Below are 21,814 nucleotides of genomic sequence, written 5' to 3' on the forward strand. Positions count from 1 at the left end.
GGTAACGGATGGGCGCCAAGCTGCAAGTGGCGTCAGCGTATTTGCGCTTCGGGCAGCGTCAGTGTGCGCGGTATCTTCAGCGCATCCCAGTGCCGGATACCCCAGTTCAGTACTTCCCGGGGGCTTGCGTCGTCCAGTTCGCTCGCGGGATTCTGGCCCAGGGCACGTAGCGCGCGCAGTAGTAACGGCGTGGCCTGGTCGTCGCTCAGCGGTGGCGAACGGTAAGACTTGCCCAGCTTGTGACCGTTCGGTTGGGTGATCAGCGGCACGTGCAGGTAACGCGGTTGCGGCAGTCCGAGCAGCTCTTGCAGGTATAGCTGACGTGGCGTGGAGTCCAGTAAATCGGCGCCGCGGACGATGTCCGTCACACCTTGCCAGGCGTCGTCGAGCACCACCGCCAGTTGATAGGCGTACAGCCCGTCGCGCCGGCGGATGACAAAATCACCCACCTCGCGCCCCAGATGCTGACGGAACTCGCCCTGTACCCGGTCTTCGAAATGGTATTCCAGTTCAGGCACTCGCAGGCGGATGGCCGCGCCTTCACTGGCGTGGCCAGCGTTGCGACAGGATCCGGGATAAATGCCGTGCCAGGGCGCAAGCGTTTTGCGTGAACAGGTGCAGGCGTAGGCCAGGCCTTGATTGAACAGGCGGTCGAGCACCTGGGCGTAGGCGTCATGGCGATCGCTCTGGCGAACCATTTCACCGTCCCATTCAAAACCGTATTTTTCCAGGGCGTTGAGGATCGCGGCCTGGGCACCGGGCTCTTCCCGTGGCGGGTCGAGGTCTTCCATGCGCATCAACCAGCGTCCGCCGACGGAGCGGGCGTCAAGGTACGAGGCCACGGCGGCGACCAGCGACCCGAAGTGCAGATGACCACTGGGAGTGGGGGCGAAGCGCCCGATATAGGCGGATGAGGTGATGGCAGTCATGGGGCGGATGCTACTGGGAAATCCGGAGATTATTGGGGATCAAAAGCCACAAACAAAAAACGGAGCGTTCGCACGCTCCGTTTTTCGTTCAGTCCGGCGGTTACTTGCCGACCTGCTTTTCCTTGATTTCCGCCAGGGTTTTGCAATCAACGCACATGTCGGCGGTAGGGCGTGCTTCCAGTCGGCGAATACCGATCTCTACGCCGCAGGACTCGCACCAACCATATTCTTCATCTTCGATCAGCTGCAGGGTCTTGTCGATTTTCTTGATCAGCTTGCGCTCGCGATCGCGGGCACGCAGTTCCAGGCTGAACTCTTCTTCCTGACTGGCACGGTCGGCCGGGTCAGGGAAGTTGGCCGCTTCGTCTTTCATATGATCAACAGTGCGGTCGACTTCCTGCATCAAGTCCTGTTTCCACTTGTTCAGGATCTTGGTGAAGTGCTTGCGCATGGGCTCGCCCATGTACTCCTCGCCCTTGGTCGGAACATAGGGTTCGAAGCCGCTAATCAGTTGGCTGCTCTGTTGCTTTGCTTGGGTGGGCATGAAGGACCGCCTCTACTCTTGTAATCCATTGCGCAGGATTGCTCCATCACCGACACCTGCCGGCCCTGCGGCTGCAAGCGGGCGAACTTACCAGATCAAATCGGACCGCGCTACTCCCTGTTGACGAGCCTGCGGTCCGCGATGCTTGCAAAAGGTTGCAAACCCTTGGCTGGTGGGTCTGGACGCCTGATCAAATATTGATTTTAGTCAATCCCCGGCCAAACGCATGAGTTGTTCCGGCTTTCTGGTAAATCAGACCGTTTCAGGCTCTCGCTCGTTCCCGCCATTGGATAGAAGTTGGGTAGAATCGGTTTTTTGCTCACCCTTGAAGGAAGGCTAATGGCTCAGCCCTACAGTGCGCGCAGCCGCGCTATCGAACCTTTCCACGTCATGGCGTTGCTGGCGCGTGCCAACGAGCTGCAGTCAGCCGGGCACGACGTGATTCACCTGGAAATCGGCGAGCCGGACTTCACCACGGCCGCACCGATCATCAAAGCCGGCCAGGACGCGCTGACAGCGGGGAAGACCCGTTACACCGCCGCCCGTGGGATCCCGGAGTTGCGCACGGCCATCTCGGGCTTCTACCAGCAGCGTTATGGCCTGGACATCGATCCCGAGCGCATTCTGATCACCCCCGGTGGTTCCGGGGCATTGTTGCTGGCCAGCAGTTTGCTGGTCGACCCGGGCAAGCACTGGCTGCTGGCGGATCCGGGCTACCCGTGCAACCGGCACTTTCTGCGCCTGGTGGAAGGCGCGGCGCAGCTGGTGCCGGTCGGTCCGGACGTGCGTTATCAGCTCACCCCCGGGCTGGTCGAGCGTCATTGGGATCAGGACAGTGTCGGTGCGTTGGTGGCTTCTCCCGCCAATCCGACCGGGACGATTCTGACTCGCGACGAACTGGCCGGACTGTCCGCCGCGATCAAGGCACGCAAAGGTCACCTGGTGGTGGACGAGATCTATCACGGCCTGACCTATGGCACCGATGCGGCCAGCGTGCTGGAGGTCGATAACGAGGCATTTGTCCTCAACAGCTTCTCGAAATACTTCGGCATGACCGGCTGGCGCCTGGGTTGGCTGGTGGCGCCACCCGCCGCGGTCGGGGAGTTGGAAAAACTCGCGCAAAATCTCTACATCAGCGCCCCGAGCATGGCCCAGCACGCTGCGTTGGCCTGCTTCGAGCCCGATACCCTGAGCATTCTCGAAGAGCGTCGCGCCGAATTCGGCCGCCGGCGTGATTTCCTGTTACCGGCCTTGCGCGAGCTGGGCTTCGGGATTGCCGTGGAACCGGAAGGCGCCTTCTATTTGTATGCGGATATCAGCGCGTTTGGCGGAGATGCCTTCGATTTCTGCCGACATTTCCTGGAAACCGAGCATGTTGCGATTACCCCGGGGCTGGATTTCGGTCGCCATCAAGCCGGCCATCATGTGCGGTTTGCCTACACCCAGAACCTGGATCGTTTGCAGGAAGCTGTCGAGCGGATTGCCCGCGGCTTGCGGAGTTGGCAGGGCTGATGCGCTTCCATCCTCCACTCGAAGAAGGTCGATTGCTTCGTCGCTACAAGCGGTTTTTGGCGGATATCGAAACCGTTGATGGCGAGTTGCTGACCATTCACTGCCCCAATACCGGTTCGATGTTCAATTGCATGGTCGAGGGCGGGCAGGTCTGGTTCAGTCGTTCCAACGACCCCAAGCGCAAATTGCCCGGCACCTGGGAGATCAGCGAAACCCCGCAGGGGCGCCTGGCGTGCGTCAATACGGCACGGGCCAATGGCTTGATCGAGGAGGCATTGCACGCCGGTTTGATCACTGAACTTAGTGGTTTTACCGGGCTCAAGCGCGAAGTCGCTTACGGGCAGGAGAACAGCCGGATCGATTTCCGCCTGGATTACCCGGGCGGCCCGGCCTTTGTCGAAGTCAAAAGTGTCACGCTGGGCTTTGATAGCCTGGCGATAGCAGCCTTTCCTGACGCGGTGACCCAGCGCGGGGCCAAACACCTGCGCGAGCTGGCTTGTCTGGCGCGAGAGGGCATTCGCGCGGTGCAGCTGTATTGCGTCAACCTGACCGGCATCGAGGCAGTACGTCCGGCCGAGGAAATCGACCCGGTGTATGCCGCGGCTCTGCGTGAAGCGGTTGATTGCGGGGTCGAGGTATTGGCTTATGGTGTGCGGCTGACCGCTGAAGAGGTCTGCATCGACCGGCGTTTGGAAGTCATTCTGAACGGCTAAAGCTCGACCCAGATGCCTTGGTCGTCTTCCTTGCAGGTCAGGGCGGTCAAGGACTGCCCGGCACAGGGGCCGGCGACGCATTCGCCGGTTTCGATCAGGAACAGGGCGCCGTGGGTGGCGCACTGGATCAGGCTGGCGCTCTGGTCGAGAAACTGGTCGGGCTGCCATTCCAGCGCAACACCCCGGTGCGGGCAGCGATTGATATAAACGTAGACCTCGCCTTCGCGGCGCACGGCAAACAGCTTCTGACCGTCGATATCAAAACCGCGGCTGCTGGCATCGACCAGTTCGGCGTGGGTGCAAAGAAACTTCATGGCTATCCTTTGGGGGCCGCAGGCTCGACGCCATGGCTGTCATGGCGTGCTCGCAGGGCATGTGACGAAACACGTCTGTGCTTGACGTGCAAATGCAAACAATTATCAAATGGCCGCTCGCCCGTTTCCACGTGCTTGCGGATTATGTTGCCGTGGGTCCTCCGGATGTCAGATTGACCCGTGACCCAGTGTGTCGCCCCTCAAAGGAAAACCTTTTATGCGCCTGAGTACCAGCGCTATTGCGTTCTGTGTCGCACTTCTGCTCAGCCAAGGGGTTGCTGCGGCCGATTTGCCGCAACGCTGGGTCAGTGCCGGTGGCGCGTTATCGGAATGGGTCAGTGCATTGGGCGGCGAGTCGAAGCTGGTCGGCGTCGATACTACAAGCCAGCACCCGGAATCACTCAAGGCGCTGCCCAGTATCGGTTACCAGCGGCAGTTGTCGGCTGAAGGCGTATTGAGTTTGCGTCCGCAGATTCTGGTGGGAACCGAAGAAATGGGCCCGCCGCCAACGCTGTCGCTGATTCGCAACGCCGGCGTGCAGGTCGAGTTGTTCTCGGCGCAGCCGGAGCTGCCGGCCTTGCAGGGTAACTTGCAGCACCTGGGCAAGCTGTTGGGCAGCGAAGACAAAGCCGCGCAATTGTTCCAGGACTATCAGCAACAACTCCTGCAGCACAAGGCCTGGGTCAGCCAGGCGCAGACCCGGCAAGCGGCACCGGGGGTGTTGTTGCTGGTGGGGAATGCCGGCGGCAAACCCTTGGTCGCCGGCAAGGACACTGCTGCAGACTGGCTGCTGCAGCAGGCCGGTGGTCAGAATCTGGCCACCCACAACGGCTACAAGCCCTTTTCGGTCGAGTCACTGGCCAGTCTCAATCCCGAAGTGCTGGTGTTCGCCGACCGCAGTCTGTCCGGCGAGGTGGCCCGGGCTGCGTTATTCAGGGAGAACCCGATCCTCGCTGCTACCCGTGCCGCCAAGGGCGGGCGGGTGTTCGAACTCGATCCAACCTTGCTGGTAGGCGGGCTCGGGCCACGTTTGCCGGCGAGCCTGGTGAAACTCTCGAGCGGTTTTTATCCCGCTGAACCGGCCAGGGCTAACACTGCCCCATGACCATTCATGTTAAACCGCGAGCGTTGTTTATCGGGCTGAGCCTGCTGTGTTTGCTGGCGATCTGGCTGTCATTGGCCCTCGGGCCGGTCAGCCTGCCGTTGCTCGATACCTTGCGCGCCGCCTTGCGTTTGCTCGGGCTGCCAATCGACGCCGACGGTCTGGAGCAGGCCGAATTGATACTCGGGCAAATTCGTCTGCCCCGGACCTTGTTGGGCCTGGCGGTAGGCGGAGTCCTGGCCTTGTCCGGCGTGGCGATGCAGGGCCTATTTCGCAATCCACTGGCTGACCCGGGGTTGGTCGGCGTCTCTAGCGGCGCGGCATTGGGCGCGGCGATCGCGATCGTCGGCGGTTCGCTGTTTGGCGGCCTGCCGGAGGCGCTGGGGCCTTACCTGCTATCACTGTGCGCCTTTCTCGGCGGGCTCGGGGTGACGGCGCTGGTCTATCGCCTCGGTCGGCGCAACGGCCAAACCAACGTGGCGACCATGTTGCTGGCGGGCATCGCCCTGACCGCGCTGGCCGGTTCGGCCGTCGGCCTGTTCACCTATCTGGCGGATGACGCGACCTTGCGCACCCTGGCCTTCTGGAACCTGGGGAGTCTTAATGGCGCCAGTTACTCCAGGCTCTGGCCGCTGTTGCTGGTGAGTGCGGCGGTAGCATTGTGGTTGCCGCGGCGGGCCAGGGCGTTGAATGCGTTGTTGCTGGGGGAATCGGAAGCCAGCCATCTGGGCATTGATGTCGAAAGGCTCAAGCGTGAATTGGTGTTCTGCACCGCGCTCGGGGTCGGGGCGGCCGTTGCGGCGGCTGGCATGATCGGTTTTGTCGGTTTGGTGGTGCCGCATCTGGTGCGGCTGCTGGCCGGGCCGGATCATCGCGTCTTGTTGCCGGCCTCGGTGTTGGCGGGGGCGAGCCTGCTGCTGTTCGCCGATCTGCTGGCACGTTTGGCCCTGGCCCCGGCCGAGCTGCCGATCGGCATAGTCACTGCGTTTATCGGCGCACCGTTCTTTCTGTATTTGCTGTTGCGAGGGCGTGCCTGATGCTGCGAGCGGAAAACCTGCAGGTCCGCCGTGGCAAGCAGACGGTGCTGATGGAGATCAACCTGCAACTCCAGCCGGGGGAAGTGCTCGGCGTGCTCGGTCCCAACGGTGCGGGCAAGAGCACCTTGCTCGGCGCCTTGTGCGGTGAATTGGCTCCGAGTCAGGGCACGGTCTGGCTGGATGACCGTGAGTTGCGACACTGGGACGGTGTGCAAAGGGCACAACGCCTGGCGGTGTTGCCACAGACGTCGACCCTGGATTTTGCCTTTCGGGTCGAGGAAGTGGTCGGCATGGGGCGCTTGCCCCATCAAAGCGGTCGAGTCCGCGACGAGGAAATTATCGCCGCCGCGCTGGAAGCCGCTGACGCCGGGCACCTGAGCGGTCGCAGTTACCTGGCGTTGTCCGGTGGCGAGCGCCAGCGAGTGCATCTGGCACGGGTCCTGGCGCAGCTGTGGCCGGGACAGGCCGGGCAGACGTTATTGCTCGACGAGCCGACTTCGATGCTCGACCCGCTGCATCAGCACACCACCTTGCAGGCCATTCGCGAGTTTGCCGGTCGTGGTGCATCAGTCCTGGTGATCCTGCATGATTTGAACCTGGCGGCACGCTATTGTGATCGTCTGTTGCTGCTTGCGGGCGGACGCCCCTATGCACTGGACAGCCCGGCGATGGTGCTGCAACCGGAGCCACTGAAAGCGGTGTTCGGCCTGGAGGTGCTGGTGCAGCCCCATCCGGAGCGTGGGCACCCCTTGATCATTGCCCGTTAAGCCGATTTTCTGGAAGGAACCCATGCGCGCGATTCTGCTACTGGCTTTGATCCTGCTCAGCGCTTGTCAACCCGCGAGGGTGTCGCCCATCGAGCCGACTTCAAGCGGTTCGAAACAGCGCGCCGGGATGATTGGTGATCTCGGCAATGGACAATGGCTGACTGCCGATGAACTGGTCGCACGCCTGGCCAAGGCGCCACGGGTCATCGTCGGCGAGCAGCACGACAACCCCGATCACCATCGGCTGCAAGTGTGGTTGTTGCAGGCGTTGTCTGAGCGCCGTGGCCAAGGCAGTCTGCTGTTGGAGATGCTGACACCAGACCAGCAACCCCGCGTCGATCAGGTCCGTACGCAGCTGAAGACCACGGGTTGGCCCGACGACTTGCCCGACGCCCTGGCATGGCAATCCGGCTGGGACTGGAAATTGTATGGGCCTATCGTGCGTTTTACCCTGGCGCAGCCTTATCCATTGCTGGCGGCCAACCTGAACAGCGGTGAAATACGGAAAATCTATGTCCAGGCGCCGGCATTGAGCGGCACTCGTTCGAACTCGGATTCGGTCAGGAGCGAACTGTTGGAGCAAATACGCGAATCCCATTGTGGCCTGCTGCCGGAAACGCAAATGCCCGCCATGCTGGCGGTCCAGCAGCAACGCGATCGGCGGATGGCTGAGCGCCTGTTGGCGGCGCCTGCGCCTTCGCTGTTGTTTGCCGGCGCTTATCATGCGCGCAAGGATGTCGGTGTGCCGGTGCATCTGCTTGATCTCGGGGCGTCGGATGGGACGCTGGTGCTGATGCTGGCCGAGCAAGGTGTGGAGGTCGCGCCTGGCGCGGCGGATTACGTCTGGTACACCGCGGCCAGGCCGGAGCAGGACTATTGCGCACAAATGCGTAAATAGGCTTCGGAAGCTTCTCTTGATCACGTAGTTAGCGTCCTGACTGGTCCGGATTCAGGCACTCATCCGGCTGACTGCTTTATTGTTTATCCCCTATGTCGACCGGCGATTTCACGATTGAAAGTGGAGGGCTCTATGGATCAACCGGATAAACAGCTGGCACGCCTGGCAATCAGCTTGCTCGATTTGACCTCGCTGAATGCCAATGATGATGAGGCGCGAATTGTCAGCCTTTGCCAGCATGCACTGACGCCTTTTGGTCCGGTGGCCGCAGTCTGTGTCTATCCAGGATTTGTCGGCCTGGCACGCAAAACCCTGGACGGCCTGGGAGGCGCAGCGGTCCGAGTGGCAACCGTCGCCAACTTCCCCTATGGCGGCAGTAACATCGCTTCCACCGTCACCCAAGTCGTACAGGCCATCGCTGCGGGAGCGGATGAGGTGGACGTGGTCTACCCCTTTCATGATTTGCTGGCAGGGGATTACGACATCGGCAGGGAATTGGTGGCCGCCTGCCACCAAGTCTGTTCAGAGCAGGTGTTGCTCAAAGTGATTCTGGAAACCGGTGAATTGCGCGATCCGCAGCTGATTCGTCGGGCCAGCCTGGACGCGATTGCCGCAGGCGCGGACTTTATCAAGACCAGCACCGGCAAGGTGGCGATCAATGCCACGGAGCAAGCCGCGCGAATCATGTTGGAGGCTATTGCCGAGCAGGGGGATGAGGTCGGCCTCAAGGTTTCCGGGGGGATTCGTACGTTGGCGGATGCCGGCTTGTACATCGGGCTTGCCCGGCAGCGCTTGGGTGCTGACTGGGTCAGCGCCAGGCATATGCGCATCGGCGCCTCGGGCTTGCTGGATGAATTGCTGGCGTGCCTGGCACAACGACCTGGCTGACTGCGTTGGTCTGGTGCCTGGCCCGCGTGGTAGCGAGTTTTCAACAGGCAAAAAAAAAAAAGACCCGGCAAAAAAGCCGGGTCAAATAACCGTGATTAGCCTGATGAGGAGATAATCTGAGAGTCCGAACCACTGGTCTTCCAGGTCATCGACTGATCTCGCGACCAGATGTGATAATCATAACGATTCTCATTACTAAGTCAACAGCTGATTTACGCATTTCGCTGAATCGAGTTGCAGGCTCTTTCGGATAGCCCGTTAAGCAGGGGTCCGGAGAGTTTGTTTGAAGCGAAATGAGCTGGATGATTTCCTTGTTTCGCAGGTCCTGGACCCGGTAGCAGTCGATTGATCAGTGCCTCAGCGCAGGCCGGTGCTCCCCGAATAAGTAAATGACAATCGCCTCGGCTCAGTTTTTATGGCGTGCCGATATGGCTTCCAGTTGTTTGTTCAAGGCCTCTTTGCGCTCTGCCGGTATGTCGTTCCAATGCACGTCCATTAGAGCCCCTTCAATCGCATACAACAGCACTTTCGACGCGCGAAACCCCCTGGTTCGCACAGCGCGATAGGCATCCACCGCTCCCAGTCGACGCAAGTCCGAGGCACTGTGGATGCCCACGGCATGCAGCCATTGCGCCGACGTCTTGCCAAGGTTTTTCAAGTGTTGCAGTTCATCATTCATCAAGCCTCCTTGCGACAGCCGAACAAGCGTGGGCGAGTTTCAAGGAGTGTAGCGGTCAGTAAGAAAAGCGTGGTTGTTTGGTCGGTTTCATCGAAAAAGCTTCTAAGCCGCCCGCCCAGAGGGGTGTGGAAAGGGCTGTACGCGCGGCAGGGGAGTAGTTGTCAGCGGGCAGGCTGGATGACGGCAAGGCGCACGGCGCCCTACCCAGCGCGCAACAAGGGCGCCGGACTCTGGGGCGAGGAGGTCGTTACTGGGGGCGGTAGCGCAAGCGTGTACCGAAATTGACCGACATCAGGATTTCATCTGCCGTCAGTTCTGGCGGGAAGTAGGCTCCAGAGATTTGCGCGTGTGCCAGGCTTGCGCCTTCCATGCACGCACTGCGCAAATCCAGGCCGCGCAAGTCAGCCGAACGGAAGTAGGCATCCGTGAAGTCAATGCCTTCGGCATTCAGTTCACGCAGATCGAGACCACGGAAATCCCCGCCACGCATATCGACAGGCGCGTTTTTCGGTCTCTGGTTATTGAAGCCGGCAATGTCGTCTTTGTGCAGCAGCGCGTACAGCGGGGTGTCGAGGAATTTTGGCTGGCTCATGGGGCGTCACCTGTTGGATTTATGACGCCAGTGTAGTGCCACTATTCTCAGGTAGCGAAACCGTTAGCGGTTTCGCTATCTGAATAGTTGCTTACAGGCCGGGCATGCGCTGGCGAATTTGTGCAACCACGGTATCAAGGGTACCGCTTTCATTGGTCTGGACGCGTTTGCTGCAGAGGATTTCTGCTGGCGTCAGCGCCTCACGAGTGGCTTGCTGAGCTTCGATAACCGCCATGGTCGCGTCGGACGGATCGTTCTGGTCCGCCTGACGTCGCGCCAGCCAGCTCTCGATCACCGCTTGCGGTGCGTTGCAGTCGAGGATCAGGAACGGCGTGCCGGTGGCTTCGGCGATTTTCGCGGCACCATCGCGCTGTTCGCGCTTGAGGTAGGTGGCGTCGATCACCACCGGGAAACCGGCGCGCAGAATGACAGCGGCAATCTCATGCAGGTGGGCGTAGGTGGCAACGCTCGACTCGGCGCTGTAGATCCCGACTTGCGGATCATTCGGCACCTGTTGCTCACCGAACAGGCGTTTGCGTTCGACATCGGAGCGCAGGCGGATCGCACCCAGAGCTTCTACCAGGCGCATGGCTACATAACTCTTGCCGACGGCCGAAACACCGTGGGTGATCGCCATGAAGCGCGACGGAATGGTGCTGTAGCTTTCCGCCAGATTGGCGTAGTTGCGGTACTGGCGCAGGGTGGTCGCACGGTGTACCGGATCGGCTTCGGCGGGCATGCTGAACAGGCTGACCTTGGCGCGGACCAGCGCGCGATAGGCTTTATAGAAATTCAGCAGCTCAAGTCCGCGGTAATCGCCGGTCAGCTCCAGGTACTGGCTGATGAACCGTCGGGCCAGGCTTTTAAGGCCGCGATCTTCCAGGTCCATCGCGAGGAACCCGGTGTCGGCGTAAACGTCCGTGAAACGGAAGGGTTCGTTGAACTCGATGCAGTCGAAGATCACCACTTCGCCGTCGATCAGCGTGGCATTGCCCAAGTGAATGTCGCCGTGGCACTCGCGGATAAAACCTTCGGCCTTGCGCTGGGCGAACAGTGGCTTGAGGCGCTCGAAGCTGCTTTCAGCCCAGGCTTGCAGAGCTTCGAGTTGCAGCAGGTCGGCCTTGTCGCTGAGGAACGGACGGATTTGTTCGAAATTCTGTCGCACCGGTGCCATCACGCTTTCCGGAGTACCGGCTTCGTGGTCTGCCGGGACCACGGGCGCACTGAGGTGGAACCGGGCAATCTGCCGGGCCATCTGGTCGATGTGCGCGGTGGTCAGTTCGCCATTGGCTTGCAAGGTGCTGAGCAACTGGCTTTGCGGGAACTGACGCATTTTCAGCGCGTAGTCGATCGCCGGGCCACTGCCACCCAATTGCGGTGCATCGGCGCTGCCGGTAATTGGCAACACTTCCAGATACAAATCATGGGTCAGGCGCTGGTTGAGGCGCAGTTCTTCGCCGCAGAAGTGTTCACGAGCCTCCAGGCCCGTGAAGTCGAGGAAGCCGAAATTGACCGGCTTCTTCACTTTATAGGCGTAGGGGCCTGTCAGCAGCACCCAGGAGATGTGCGTCTCGATGACCTGGAAACCGTCTACGGGATGGGGGTAGAGGGCCGGGTTTTGCAGGGCGGCGATCAGGGACTGGCTCACAGGTGATCCTTCAGAGTCGGAAAAATTCAAGGGCGTCATTATGGCCGCATGCGGCTGTCGTGCAAACCTCGGCGGGCTCCTGTTGAGGATGAATAAAGTGCGTATAATCCGCCGCCATGACTCGTACCCAATCCCCTCGTTCCCGTTCCAAACGCCCGCCCGCTCGCCTGCGCCCGTGGTTAGGCTGGGCTCTGAAGCTTAGTCTGGTCGCCCTGGTGGTGCTCGCAGGCTTCGCGGTTTATCTCGATGCCGTGGTCCAGGAGAAGTTTTCTGGCAAGCGCTGGACCATTCCGGCCAAGGTTTATGCCCGGCCGCTGGAGCTGTTCGTCGGACAAAAGCTCAGCAAGGAAGACTTTCTGATCGAGCTTGATGCGCTCGGTTACCGGCGTGAAAGCGTCGCCAACGGTCCCGGCGCGGCTTCGGTCAGTGGCAATACGGTCGACTTGAATACCCGCGGCTTCCAGTTCTATGAAGGGATGGAGCAGGCTCAGCCGGTGCGCGTGCGTTTCTCCGGCGACTATGTGGCCGGGCTCTCGGGGAGTAACGGTTCGAAAGTCGCGGTGGTACGTCTTGAGCCGCTATTGATCGGCGGTCTTTACCCGAAAAACCTCGAAGATCGCATCCTGATCAAGATCGATCAGGTGCCGCCGTACTTGCTCGAGACGCTGGTCGCGGTGGAAGACCGGGATTTCTATTCTCACTTCGGCGTCTCGCCCAAGTCGATCGCCCGGGCCGTCTGGGTCAACACTTCGTCGGGACACATGCGCCAGGGCGGTAGTACCTTGACCCAGCAACTGGTCAAGAACTTCTATCTGACCAATGAACGCAGCCTGAGCCGCAAGTTGACCGAGGCGATGATGGCCTTGCTGCTCGAACTGCATTACGACAAGCGCGAGATCCTCGAGGCCTACCTCAACGAAGTCTTCGTCGGTCAGGACGGTCAGCGCGCGGTGCACGGTTTTGGATTGGCCAGCCAGTTCTTCTTCAGTCAGCCGCTGTCCGAACTCAAGTTGCATCAGGTGGCGTTGCTGGTGGGCATGGTCAAGGGACCGTCTTCCTATAACCCGCGACGTAATCCCGAGCGCGCGCTCGAGCGCCGTAACCTGGTGCTTGATCTGTTGCAAGAACAGGGTGTCGCGAGCGCCGAGCAGGTGGCAGCGGCGAAGAAAATGCCACTGGGCGTGACCAAGCGCGGCAGTCTGGCCGACACTTCGTACCCGGGTTTCATCGACCTGGTCAAACGCCAGTTGCGCGAAGACTACCGCGACGAAGACTTGACCGAAGAGGGGCTGCGGATTTTCACCAGTTTCGATCCGATCCTGCAGATGAAGGCTGAGGCTTCGGTCAACGATACCTTCAAGCGTCTCGCGGGGCGCAAGGGCTCCGATGAGGTCGAAGCCGCGATGGTGGTGACCAACCCGGAAACCGGGGAAGTCCAGGCCATGATCGGCAGCCGCCAGGCCGGTTTTGCCGGTTTCAACCGGGCACTGGATGCGGTACGTCCGATCGGCTCCCTGATCAAGCCGGCGGTTTACCTGACCGCGCTTGAGAAGCCGAGCCAGTACACCTTGACCAGTTGGCTCTCCGATGAATCCTTTTCGGTGAAAGGCGCCGATGGTCAGGTCTGGAAGCCACAGAACTATGATCATCGCTCCCACGGCACAGTGTTCCTGTATCAAGGCTTGGCGCATTCCTACAACCTGTCGACCGCCCGGCTTGGCTTGGCAGTCGGCGTGCCGAATGTCCTGAAGACGCTCGCGCGGCTGGGCGTTGAACGTGAGTTCCCGGCCTTCCCGTCGATGTTGCTGGGAGCCGGCGGCTTGAGCCCGATGGAAGTGGCGACCATGTACCAGACGCTGGCCAACGGTGGCTTCAATACGCCGATGCGCGGGATTCGTAGCGTGCTCACCGCCGAAGGCGAACCGCTCAAGCGTTACCCATTCCAGATCCAGCAGCGCTTCGATCCGGGTTCGATCTTCCTGATCCAGAGCGCGATGCAGCGGGTGATGCGTGAAGGTACCGGTAGTTCGGTCTACAACGCCTTGCCGAAAACCCTGGCACTGGCCGGCAAGACCGGCACCAGTAACGATTCGCGAGACAGCTGGTTCGCCGGTTTCAGCCAGGACCTGCTGGCAGTGGTCTGGATGGGTCGCGATGACAACGGCAAGACGCCGTTCACCGGTGCCACAGGTGCCCTGCAGGTCTGGACCAGCTTCATGCGCAAGGCGGACCCATTGCCGCTGGATATGCCGCAGCCGGATAATGTGGTTCAGGCCTGGGTCGACTCCCGTACCGGGCAGGGTTCCGAAGCGAGTTGTCCGGGCGCGGTGCAGATGCCGTATATTCGCGGCAGTGAACCACCTCCCGGTGCCGCGTGTGCGGGCGAAAGCCCTGCACCCGCTGATGCGGTGATGGATTGGGTCAGAGGCTGGATGAATTAAGCGAAGAGGTTTTGAAGTGAACAAGTGGTGGATACCAGCTATTACAGCGCTGGCTTTGCTCAATGGTTGCGCCAGCGTGCAGCGCGGTTCGATCCCGGTGGTCGACTCCGGCAGTGCTGTTTCCAACAGCGAGCGGATCCAGGCCAATGGTGGCTCTCGTCAGACGACCGTCAAGCGTCCGACGCAAGCCCAGACCCAAGCCATCCCGCAGGGTGAAGGCGTGGTAGTCATGATTCCGGGTGGCGCTGCCGCCACTTCGGCACCGATCAGCAGTGCGCCGATTACCCCGGGGCCGATCATTCCCGGGCCGATGGATTCTGCACCGGTTCAGTCGGCACCGATCAATCAGGGCACGTACAACATGCCGTCGACACCGAGCGGGATTCCTTCCGCGAACTCCGGCGGGTTGTCGGCCGACGAACAACTGGACGGTCCGGTTCTGGCTTTGCTGACCACTGCTCAGCAACAACAGGCCAGCGGCGACCTCAACGGCGCGTCCTCCAGTCTGGAGCGCGCCCAGCGTGTCGCCCCGCGCGAACCGCAAGTGCTCTATCGTTTGGCGCAGGTGCGCATGGCCCAGGGTGATGCGGCGCAGGCCGAGCAGTTCGCTCGTCGTGGGCTGAGCTTCGCCAATGGTCGCCCGGCTCTTCAGGCAAGCCTGTGGAATTTGATCGCTCAGGCGCGTGAGAAGCAGGGTGATCCAGCGGGTGCCGCACTGGCCCGGCAGAAAGCCAAGGTCAGTCTCTGATGGATGCGCGCTTTCCGAAGATTGCCGAGCAACTGTTGTTGATCGAGCGTGAACTGCGGGTTCAGGGCTGGTGGGATGAAGCCTCGCCATCGGCAGAAAGTCTAAACAGTGTCGAGCCATTCTCGATCGATACCCTGGACTTCGAACAATGGCTGCAATGGATCTTCCTGCCGCGAATGAAAGCGATTCTGGAAAATGATCTACCGCTGCCCAATGTCTCGGGTATTCAGGAGATGGCCGAAATGGTCTTCGCTGCCCGGAATGTCCAGGGCAAGGATCGGCAGCTGCAGATCCTGCTCAAGGAATTCGATCTGCTGATCAGCGCCTCCCGCTGAGTCGGAGACTGCCAGTCCCTACTGGCAGTTATCCGCAATCTGTTTCTGTGCTTCGGTGGTGCGTTCCTGACGTTGTTGATCGGTCAGTCGGCGCATTTCACCGTCGACCTCCTCCCGTAGTCGCGGATTGTTCTGCAGTTGAGCCAGGTTGGTTCGGGCCTGTTCACAGAACGCCTTTAGCTGGGCTTGCTGCTCGTTCACCTGCTTTTTTACTGTGTTGTCGATGGCCTGCTGATCACCGATGGTGCTGCTGCGCGGTGGTGCGGTCGGTTTGCTCGCAGGCGTGGAGGGCGTCACCACCGAAGTGGCTTCCTGGCCTTGGGGCGGTTGTGCGTCGAAGTGGGTAACACCTTGAGCGTCGACCCATTTGTAGATCTGGCCGGCCATGCACAAAGGGCTCAGGCTGATCAGCAAGCTTGCCGTGAAGAAAAACGTTCGCATGCCATTTCCTTGTCATGGGTTGCGCAATTGAAGCTAACACAGATGCTGTTTAGAGGTTTTTTCTTGCTTTCTCATGCGCTTAGTTCGAATAAAGCATTTGACGACTTGACTTGGAGAGGGCGAAACAGAAGAATCCAAAGTCCGCTGTAGAGGGACTGCCAGAAGCAGACCCGCTCAGTAGATCATGAGGTGCACATCCGCGCCGACCTGTTACACCCGCAACGCGTTACCTCGCGCTGGGTGGGAAAACCCCGCAACACTTGGGGAGCTCCCAATACTTGCTCAGTCAGTGCTGACGTAGTCGGCGACCACCGTCGCTCATGCTCTGCTAAGCAGTAAACCTATTAAGACCCGTTCCCTTTTGAGTGGACGGTATTCTGGCGTTTTAGAGGTGAACAACGTGGAGCTTTTATCTGGCGGTGAGATGCTCGTCCGCTTTTTGCGTGACGAAGGCGTCAAATATATCTACGGGTACCCGGGTGGTGCTCTCCTTCATGTATACGATGCGCTGTTCAAAGAACCGGAAGTGACTCACATCCTGGTTCGTCACGAACAGGCTGCGACCCATATGGCTGACGGCTACGCTCGTGCCACCGGTAAAGCCGGTGTGGTACTGGTGACCTCCGGCCCGGGCGCGACCAACGCCATCACCGGTATTGCCACGGCCTACATGGACTCCATTCCGATGGTGATCATTTCCGGCCAGGTGCCTAGCACCATGGTGGGCACCGATGCATTCCAGGAAACCGACATGATCGGTATCTCCCGGCCAATCGTGAAGCACAGCTTCATGATCAAGCATGCGTCGGAAATCCCGGAAGTCATGAAGAAGGCGTTCTACCTGGCGCAATCCGGTCGTCCTGGCCCGGTCGTGGTCGACATCCCGAAAGACATGACCAACCCGGCCGAGAAGTTCGAATACATCTTCCCGAAAAAAGCCAAGCTGCGTTCCTACAGCCCGGCTGTTCGTGGTCACTCCGGGCAAATCCGCAAAGCCGCGGAAATGCTGCTGGCGGCCAAGCGTCCGGTGCTCTATGCGGGCGGCGGCGTGATCCTCGGTGGCGGTTCCGCACCGCTGACCGAACTGGCGCAAATGCTCAACCTGCCGGTGACCAATACGTTGATGGGCCTGGGTTCGTACCCTGGCACTGATCGTCAGTTCATCGGCATGCTCGGCATGCACGGCAGCTACACCGCCAACCTCGCCATGCACCATGCCGACGTGATCCTTGCAGTCGGCGCGCGATTCGACGATCGGGTGATCAATGGTCCGGCCAAGTTCTGTCCGAATGCCAAGATCATTCACATCGACATCGACCCGGCTTCGATCTCCAAGACCATCAAGGCAGACGTGCCTATCGTCGGTCCGGTCGAGAGCGTGCTGACCGAAATGGTCGCCACCCTCAAGGAAATCGGCGAGACCCCGAACAAGGAGTCCGTTGCCAGTTGGTGGAAGCAAGTCGAAGAGTGGCGCGGTGATCGTGGCCTGTTCCCTTACGATAAGGGTGACGGCAGCATCATCAAGCCGCAGACCGTGATCGAAACCCTCAGTGAAGTGACCAAAGGCGATGCCTACATCACTTCCGACGTGGGTCAGCACCAGATGTTCGCGGCGCAGTACTACCGGTTCAACAAGCCTAATCGCTGGATCAACTCCGGTGGCCTGGGCACGATGGGCTTCGGTTTCCCTGCGGCCATGGGCGTCAAGCTGAGCTTTCCGGACGACGACGTTGCCTGTGTTACCGGTGAAGGCAGTATCCAGATGAACATTCAGGAGCTGTCGACTTGCCTGCAATACGGCCTGCCGGTGAAGATCATCAACCTGAACAACGGCGTGCTGGGTATGGTTCGTCAGTGGCAGGACATGAGCTACGGCAGCCGTCACTCGCACTCTTATATGGAATCGCTGCCTGACTTCGTCAAGCTGGCCGAGGCCTACGGTCATGTGGGCATACGCATCACTGATCTGAAGGATTTGAAGCCGAAGATGGAAGAAGCGTTCGCCATGAAGGATCGCCTGGTGTTCCTCGATATTCAGGTCGATACCAGCGAGCACGTCTACCCGATGCAGATCAAAGACGGCTCGATGCGCGATATGTGGCTGAGCAAGACGGAGCGTACTTAATCATGCGGCACATTATCTCCTTGCTTCTGGAAAACGAACCGGGCGCCTTGTCTCGCGTTGTTGGCCTGTTTTCGCAACGTAACTACAACATCGAAAGCCTGACCGTGGCGCCGACCGAAGACCCGACTCTGTCGCGTCTGACGCTGACCACGGTGGGGCACGATGAAGTGATCGAACAGATCACCAAGAACCTCAACAAGCTGATTGAAGTGGTCAAACTGGTCGACCTGTCGGAAAGTGCTCACATCGAGCGCGAACTGATGCTGGTCAAGGTCAAGGCCACCGGTGCCCAGCGCGCCGAAATCAAACGCACGACCGATATTTATCGTGGACAGATCGTCGATGTCAGTGCCAGCGTGTATACCATTCAATTGACTGGTACCAGCGACAAGCTCGACAGCTTCATTCAGTCGATCGGCACGGCCGCGATACTGGAAACCGTACGCAGTGGCGTCACCGGGATTGCCCGTGGCGACAAAGTGCTGAGCATCTAAACCAAATTAGCGAATGGCCTGAACGGCCTGGATATATAGGGGAAACTCATGAAAGTTTATTACGAAAAAGACTGTGACCTGTCGATCATCCAGGGCAAGAAAGTAGCCATCATCGGTTACGGCTCCCAAGGCCACGCACAAGCTTGCAACCTGAAAGACTCCGGCGTTGACGTCACTGTTGGTCTGCGCAAAGGCTCGGCAACCGTTGCCAAGGCCGAAGCTCACGGCCTGAAAGTGACCGACGTTGCCAGCGCTGTTGCTGCTGCCGACCTGGTCATGATCCTGACCCCGGATGAGTTCCAGTCCGCGCTGTACAAGAACGAAATCGAGCCGAACATCAAGCAGGGCGCAACCCTGGCCTTCTCCCACGGCTTCGCGATCCACTACAACCAGGTCGTGCCGCGCGCCGACCTCGACGTGATCATGATCGCGCCGAAAGCTCCGGGCCACACCGTGCGTTCCGAGTTCGTCAAAGGCGGCGGTATCCCTGACCTGATCGCTATCTATCAGGATGCTTCCGGCAACGCCAAAAACGTTGCGCTGTCCTACGCTGCCGGCGTTGGCGGTGGTCGTACCGGCATCATCGAAACCACCTTCAAGGACGAGACTGAAACCGACCTGTTCGGCGAACAAGCCGTTCTGTGCGGCGGTACCGTTGAACTGGTCAAAGCCGGTTTCGAAACCCTGGTTGAAGCTGGCTACGCGCCAGAAATGGCCTACTTCGAATGCCTGCACGAACTGAAGCTGATCGTTGACCTCATGTACGAAGGCGGTATCGCCAACATGAACTACTCGATCTCCAACAACGCTGAATACGGCGAGTACGTGACCGGTCCGGAAGTGATCAACGCCGAATCCCGTCAGGCCATGCGCAACGCCCTGAAACGCATTCAGGACGGTGAGTACGCCAAGATGTTCATCAGCGAAGGTGCTACCGGCTACCCATCGATGACCGCCAAGCGTCGCAACAACGCCGCTCACGGTATCGAAATCATCGGCGAGCAACTGCGCTCGATGATGCCGTGGATCGGTGCCAACAAAATCGTCGACAAAGCCAAGAACTAAGTTCCGGCCTTGAAGGGAAAACGCGGCTTAGGTCGCGTTTTTTCGTTTGGGCAGACAGGTTCTGGTATAAAGCTGGATCGTTTGCGCACGAACCATCGGCGCAGACACCTGTCGAAATTCTCCACACCGTTGCAAGGTAATGTCCATGAGCGAACGTCCCGAAGAGCCAAACAAGGCCTCTGACGCCGAAAGCCTGCTACCGATCGATGAACATGTCGAAGAAGGACATGACGCTGAAGGCCGTAAAGTCCGGCATCGTGGTATCTATCTTCTGCCGAATTTGTTTACCACCGCGAACCTGTTCGCGGGGTTCTACTCCATCATCAGCTCCATGAGCGCTCAAAGTGCCTTGAGTGCCGGTGACGCGGTCAGCGCAAGCAAGTATTTTGCGTTTGCTGCGATCGCGATCTTCGTCGCCATGGTGCTCGACGGGCTGGATGGTCGTGTTGCCCGAATGACCAACACCCAGAGCGCCTTTGGCGCTGAATACGACTCGTTGTCCGATATGGTCGCCTTTGGTGTCGCCCCAGCGCTGCTGGCATTTGGCTGGGCCTTGGGGGATATGGGCAAAGTAGGCTGGATGGTCGCTTTCGTCTATGTGGCGGGCGCGGCGTTGCGTCTGGCGCGTTTCAATACTCAGGTGGGTACCGCCGACAAACGTTATTTCATCGGTCTGGCCAGTCCGGCCGCGGCAGGTGTGGTCGCCGGGATTGTCTGGGCGTTCAGCGACTATGGCATCCAGGGTTCCAAGATGTCCTTCCTGGTTGCGCTGATGGTGGCTGCCGCCGGCATGCTGATGGTCAGCAACATCAAGTACAACAGCTTCAAGGAGCTGGATCTGAAAGGGCGGGTGCCATTTGTCGCGATTCTCGCGGTAGTGCTGGTGTTCGCGGTGGTGTTCAGTGATCCACCGCGCATTCTGCTGCTGGTTTTCCTCGCCTATGCGGCTTCCGGCCCGGTGCAGTACCTGTTGCGCCTGCGCCGTCACAAAAAAGTCGAGTGATGTAATATCCCTCATACTCCGCAGTCTATTGGTACATCAGTCCTCCAATACTGCGGAGTTTTAATGTTAATCAAGTTGCCCAAGTCGTCTGACTGCCAAGAGTCGGATGTCACGCCAGAGTCCCTCTACTACTCTCGCCGCAGCGTACTGGGCGGCGCCATGGCCGCGCTGGCCGTCAGCAGTCTGCCGCGCTGGGCGAGTGCCGATACGGCCGCGCGTTATGCGGATGTCGAGCCGGGCAAGGCGCCGGCCTGGTTTACCGAGAAGCTGCCGACAACCCAATGGCAGGCTGTCACGGTCAAGGGGGAGGCGATCACCCCATTCAAGGACGCGACCCACTACAACAACTTCTATGAGTTCGGCACTGATAAAGGTGACCCGGCACAAAACGCCGGTACGCTGAAAACCGAGCCGTGGAGCGTGGTGGTAGATGGTGAGGTCGGCAAGCCCGGGCGTTATGCCCTGGAAGATTTCATGAAACCCTATCAGTTGGAGGAGCGGATTTACCGTCTGCGCTGCGTCGAGGCCTGGTCGATGGTGATTCCCTGGATCGGCTTTCCCGTCTCGGCGTTGCTCAAGCAGGTCGAGCCGACTTCCAAGGCCAGGTTCATCCGCTTCGAAACCCTGCAGGATCCCAAGAGCATGCCAGGCCAGCGTTCCGGTTTTGCCCTGATCGACTGGCCTTATGTAGAAGGTCTTCGCCTGGATGAGGCGATGAACCCTTTAGCGATTCTTGCCGTGGGTATGTACGGACGTGAGCTGCCTAATCAGAACGGCGCACCGTTGCGTCTGGTGGTGCCGTGGAAGTACGGTTTCAAGAGCATCAAGTCCATCGTGCGCATCAGCCTGGTCAGCGAGCAGCCGAAAACCACCTGGCAGAGCATTGCTGCGGATGAGTATGGGTTCTACGCCAACGTCAATCCTGAAGTGGACCACCCGCGCTGGACTCAGGCGCGTGAACGGCGTTTACCGAGCGGGCTGTTCAGCCCCAATGTGCGCGAGACGCAGATGTTCAATGGCTACTCCGATGAGGTGGCTTCTTTATATACCGGCCTCGATTTGCGGAAGAACTATTGATGCGTTATCCGTTGTGGCGCATTGGCGTCTTTATAGCAGCGGCGGTGTGGCCGCTGCTCTGGTTGTACCAGGCCTGGATCTTCGCCCTGGGGCCGGATCCGGGGAAGGTGCTGGTTGATCGCCTGGGATTGGGCACGCTGACGCTATTGTTGATCACTCTGGGCATGACACCTGTGCAGCGGCTGAGCGGTTGGGCGGGATGGATTGCCGTGCGCCGACAGTTGGGACTGTGGTGCTTTGCTTATGCGGCCCTGCATCTGGTGGCCTACCTGGTGTTTATTCTCGGTCTTGACTGGTCGCAGCTGGGCGTCGAGTTGCGCAAGCGGCCTTACATCATTGTCGGCAGCATTGGGTTCCTGGGTTTGCTGGCATTGGCGGTCACTTCCAATCGTTACAGTCAACGACGCCTCGGCGCTGGCTGGAAGAAGTTGCATCGCCTGGCTTATGTGATCCTGGGGCTAG

Annotated in this window: 23 protein-coding genes (1 of these 23 running past the window's edge); 16 read left to right on the forward strand and 7 right to left on the reverse strand. The window is 59.7% G+C overall.

All coding sequences use genetic code 11. The annotated features are described in order from the left end of the window. Positions 1-32: 32 nt before the first annotated feature. Positions 33-929, reverse strand: a complete 897-nt coding sequence (gene gluQRS / locus AC3IUA_RS03785; protein ID WP_489359190.1) for a tRNA glutamyl-Q(34) synthetase GluQRS — start codon at positions 927-929, stop codon at positions 33-35. 100 nt (positions 930-1,029) lie between these two features. After that, positions 1,030-1,473 (reverse strand): RNA polymerase-binding protein DksA, encoded by a 444-nt coding sequence (dksA, locus tag AC3IUA_RS03790; RefSeq protein WP_150643317.1) that lies wholly within the window; start codon positions 1,471-1,473, stop codon positions 1,030-1,032. Between the two features lie 339 nt (positions 1,474-1,812). Here dksA and AC3IUA_RS03795 point away from each other — a divergent pair, with 339 nt between their 5' ends. Continuing rightward, positions 1,813-2,985, forward strand: a complete 1,173-nt coding sequence (locus AC3IUA_RS03795) for a pyridoxal phosphate-dependent aminotransferase (protein ID WP_489359191.1) — start codon at positions 1,813-1,815, stop codon at positions 2,983-2,985. Next, positions 2,985-3,698 carry a DNA/RNA nuclease SfsA gene (gene sfsA / locus AC3IUA_RS03800; RefSeq protein WP_489359193.1) on the forward strand — a complete coding sequence of 238 codons (714 nt, stop codon included), beginning with the start codon at positions 2,985-2,987 and terminating at the stop codon, positions 3,696-3,698. Before AC3IUA_RS03795 ends, sfsA begins: the two co-directional genes overlap by 1 nt. On the opposite strand, the gene AC3IUA_RS03805 is transcribed toward sfsA, so the two are convergent. Continuing rightward, positions 3,695-4,012, reverse strand: a complete 318-nt coding sequence (locus AC3IUA_RS03805; RefSeq protein WP_489359194.1) for a Rieske (2Fe-2S) protein — start codon at positions 4,010-4,012, stop codon at positions 3,695-3,697. The genes sfsA and AC3IUA_RS03805 overlap by 4 nt on opposite strands. 217 nt (positions 4,013-4,229) lie before the next feature. Between AC3IUA_RS03805 and AC3IUA_RS03810 the strand changes: the two genes are divergently transcribed. The 5 genes from AC3IUA_RS03810 (at position 4,230) to deoC (ending at position 8,704) form a co-directional block, all read left to right on the forward strand. Then, positions 4,230-5,117 (forward strand): heme/hemin ABC transporter substrate-binding protein, encoded by an 888-nt coding sequence (locus tag AC3IUA_RS03810; protein ID WP_489359195.1) that lies wholly within the window; start codon positions 4,230-4,232, stop codon positions 5,115-5,117. A 50-nt stretch (positions 5,118-5,167) separates the two neighbouring features. Next, positions 5,168-6,151 (forward strand): FecCD family ABC transporter permease, encoded by a 984-nt coding sequence (locus AC3IUA_RS03815; protein ID WP_489362225.1) that lies wholly within the window; start codon positions 5,168-5,170, stop codon positions 6,149-6,151. Continuing rightward, positions 6,151-6,918, forward strand: coding sequence for a heme ABC transporter ATP-binding protein (locus AC3IUA_RS03820; protein ID WP_489359196.1), 768 nt, complete (start codon positions 6,151-6,153; stop codon positions 6,916-6,918). The genes AC3IUA_RS03815 and AC3IUA_RS03820 overlap by 1 nt, the downstream gene beginning before the upstream one ends. Before the next feature lie 22 nt (positions 6,919-6,940). Further along, positions 6,941-7,816, forward strand: a complete 876-nt coding sequence (locus AC3IUA_RS03825; RefSeq protein WP_489359197.1) for a ChaN family lipoprotein — start codon at positions 6,941-6,943, stop codon at positions 7,814-7,816. Positions 7,817-7,948: 132 nt separating this feature from the next. Further along, positions 7,949-8,704: a deoxyribose-phosphate aldolase gene (gene deoC, locus AC3IUA_RS03830; protein WP_489359198.1), complete on the forward strand. Its 756-nt coding sequence runs from the start codon at positions 7,949-7,951 to the stop codon at positions 8,702-8,704. Positions 8,705-9,110: 406 nt separating this feature from the next. Here the strand turns inward: deoC and AC3IUA_RS03835 are convergent, their stop codons facing one another. The 3 genes from AC3IUA_RS03835 to AC3IUA_RS03845 form a co-directional block, all read right to left on the reverse strand. Then, positions 9,111-9,383 (reverse strand): TfoX/Sxy family protein, encoded by a 273-nt coding sequence (locus tag AC3IUA_RS03835; RefSeq protein WP_150803350.1) that lies wholly within the window; start codon positions 9,381-9,383, stop codon positions 9,111-9,113. A gap of 247 nt (positions 9,384-9,630) precedes the next feature. Next, positions 9,631-9,975, reverse strand: a complete 345-nt coding sequence (locus AC3IUA_RS03840; RefSeq protein WP_489359199.1) for a pentapeptide repeat-containing protein — start codon at positions 9,973-9,975, stop codon at positions 9,631-9,633. Between the two features lie 91 nt (positions 9,976-10,066). Beyond that, complete coding sequence (locus AC3IUA_RS03845) at positions 10,067-11,623, reverse strand: bifunctional aminoglycoside phosphotransferase/ATP-binding protein (RefSeq protein WP_489359200.1); 1,557 nt, start codon at positions 11,621-11,623, stop codon at positions 10,067-10,069. A 116-nt stretch (positions 11,624-11,739) separates the two neighbouring features. On the opposite strand from AC3IUA_RS03845, the gene mrcB reads away from it, so the two are divergent. Genes mrcB through AC3IUA_RS03860 form a run of 3 tightly spaced genes read left to right on the forward strand, consistent with a single transcriptional unit; the run spans position 11,740 to position 15,147 of the window. Next, positions 11,740-14,064 carry a penicillin-binding protein 1B gene (mrcB, locus tag AC3IUA_RS03850; protein ID WP_489359201.1) on the forward strand — a complete coding sequence of 775 codons (2,325 nt, stop codon included), beginning with the start codon at positions 11,740-11,742 and terminating at the stop codon, positions 14,062-14,064. Between the two features lie 16 nt (positions 14,065-14,080). Continuing rightward, positions 14,081-14,812, forward strand: a complete 732-nt coding sequence (locus tag AC3IUA_RS03855; protein ID WP_489359202.1) for a tetratricopeptide repeat protein — start codon at positions 14,081-14,083, stop codon at positions 14,810-14,812. Further along, positions 14,812-15,147 carry a YqcC family protein gene (locus AC3IUA_RS03860; RefSeq protein ID WP_489359203.1) on the forward strand — a complete coding sequence of 112 codons (336 nt, stop codon included), beginning with the start codon at positions 14,812-14,814 and terminating at the stop codon, positions 15,145-15,147. The genes AC3IUA_RS03855 and AC3IUA_RS03860 overlap by 1 nt, the downstream gene beginning before the upstream one ends. Before the next feature lie 18 nt (positions 15,148-15,165). On the opposite strand, the gene AC3IUA_RS03865 is transcribed toward AC3IUA_RS03860, so the two are convergent. Further along, positions 15,166-15,588 carry a DUF4124 domain-containing protein gene (locus tag AC3IUA_RS03865; RefSeq protein WP_489359204.1) on the reverse strand — a complete coding sequence of 141 codons (423 nt, stop codon included), beginning with the start codon at positions 15,586-15,588 and terminating at the stop codon, positions 15,166-15,168. A gap of 400 nt (positions 15,589-15,988) precedes the next feature. Between AC3IUA_RS03865 and AC3IUA_RS03870 the strand changes: the two genes are divergently transcribed. The 6 genes from AC3IUA_RS03870 to msrQ all read left to right on the forward strand — a co-directional run. Continuing rightward, complete coding sequence (locus AC3IUA_RS03870; RefSeq protein WP_489359205.1) at positions 15,989-17,713, forward strand: acetolactate synthase 3 large subunit; 1,725 nt, start codon at positions 15,989-15,991, stop codon at positions 17,711-17,713. A gap of 2 nt (positions 17,714-17,715) precedes the next feature. Then, a complete protein-coding gene (gene ilvN, locus AC3IUA_RS03875; RefSeq protein WP_489359206.1) occupies positions 17,716-18,207 on the forward strand; it encodes an acetolactate synthase small subunit in 492 nt (163 codons plus the stop codon). Between the two features lie 48 nt (positions 18,208-18,255). Continuing rightward, the gene (gene ilvC, locus AC3IUA_RS03880; RefSeq protein ID WP_122540428.1) at positions 18,256-19,272 is read left to right on the forward strand and encodes a ketol-acid reductoisomerase; all 1,017 of its coding nucleotides are present in this window, start codon (positions 18,256-18,258) and stop codon (positions 19,270-19,272) included. Positions 19,273-19,417: 145 nt separating this feature from the next. After that, positions 19,418-20,275, forward strand: a complete 858-nt coding sequence (pssA, locus tag AC3IUA_RS03885; RefSeq protein ID WP_489359207.1) for a CDP-diacylglycerol--serine O-phosphatidyltransferase — start codon at positions 19,418-19,420, stop codon at positions 20,273-20,275. A 63-nt stretch (positions 20,276-20,338) separates the two neighbouring features. Beyond that, positions 20,339-21,352 (forward strand): protein-methionine-sulfoxide reductase catalytic subunit MsrP, encoded by a 1,014-nt coding sequence (msrP, locus tag AC3IUA_RS03890; RefSeq protein ID WP_489359209.1) that lies wholly within the window; start codon positions 20,339-20,341, stop codon positions 21,350-21,352. Next, positions 21,352-21,814 carry the 5' portion of a protein-methionine-sulfoxide reductase heme-binding subunit MsrQ gene (gene msrQ / locus AC3IUA_RS03895; protein ID WP_489359210.1) on the forward strand. Its footprint extends 158 nt past the window's final position, so the window shows 463 of its 621 coding nt (coding positions 1-463); its start codon is at positions 21,352-21,354; the stop codon falls past the right edge of the window. The genes msrP and msrQ overlap by 1 nt, the downstream gene beginning before the upstream one ends.

This window comes from Pseudomonas sp. KH_050 (genome assembly GCF_057838875.1).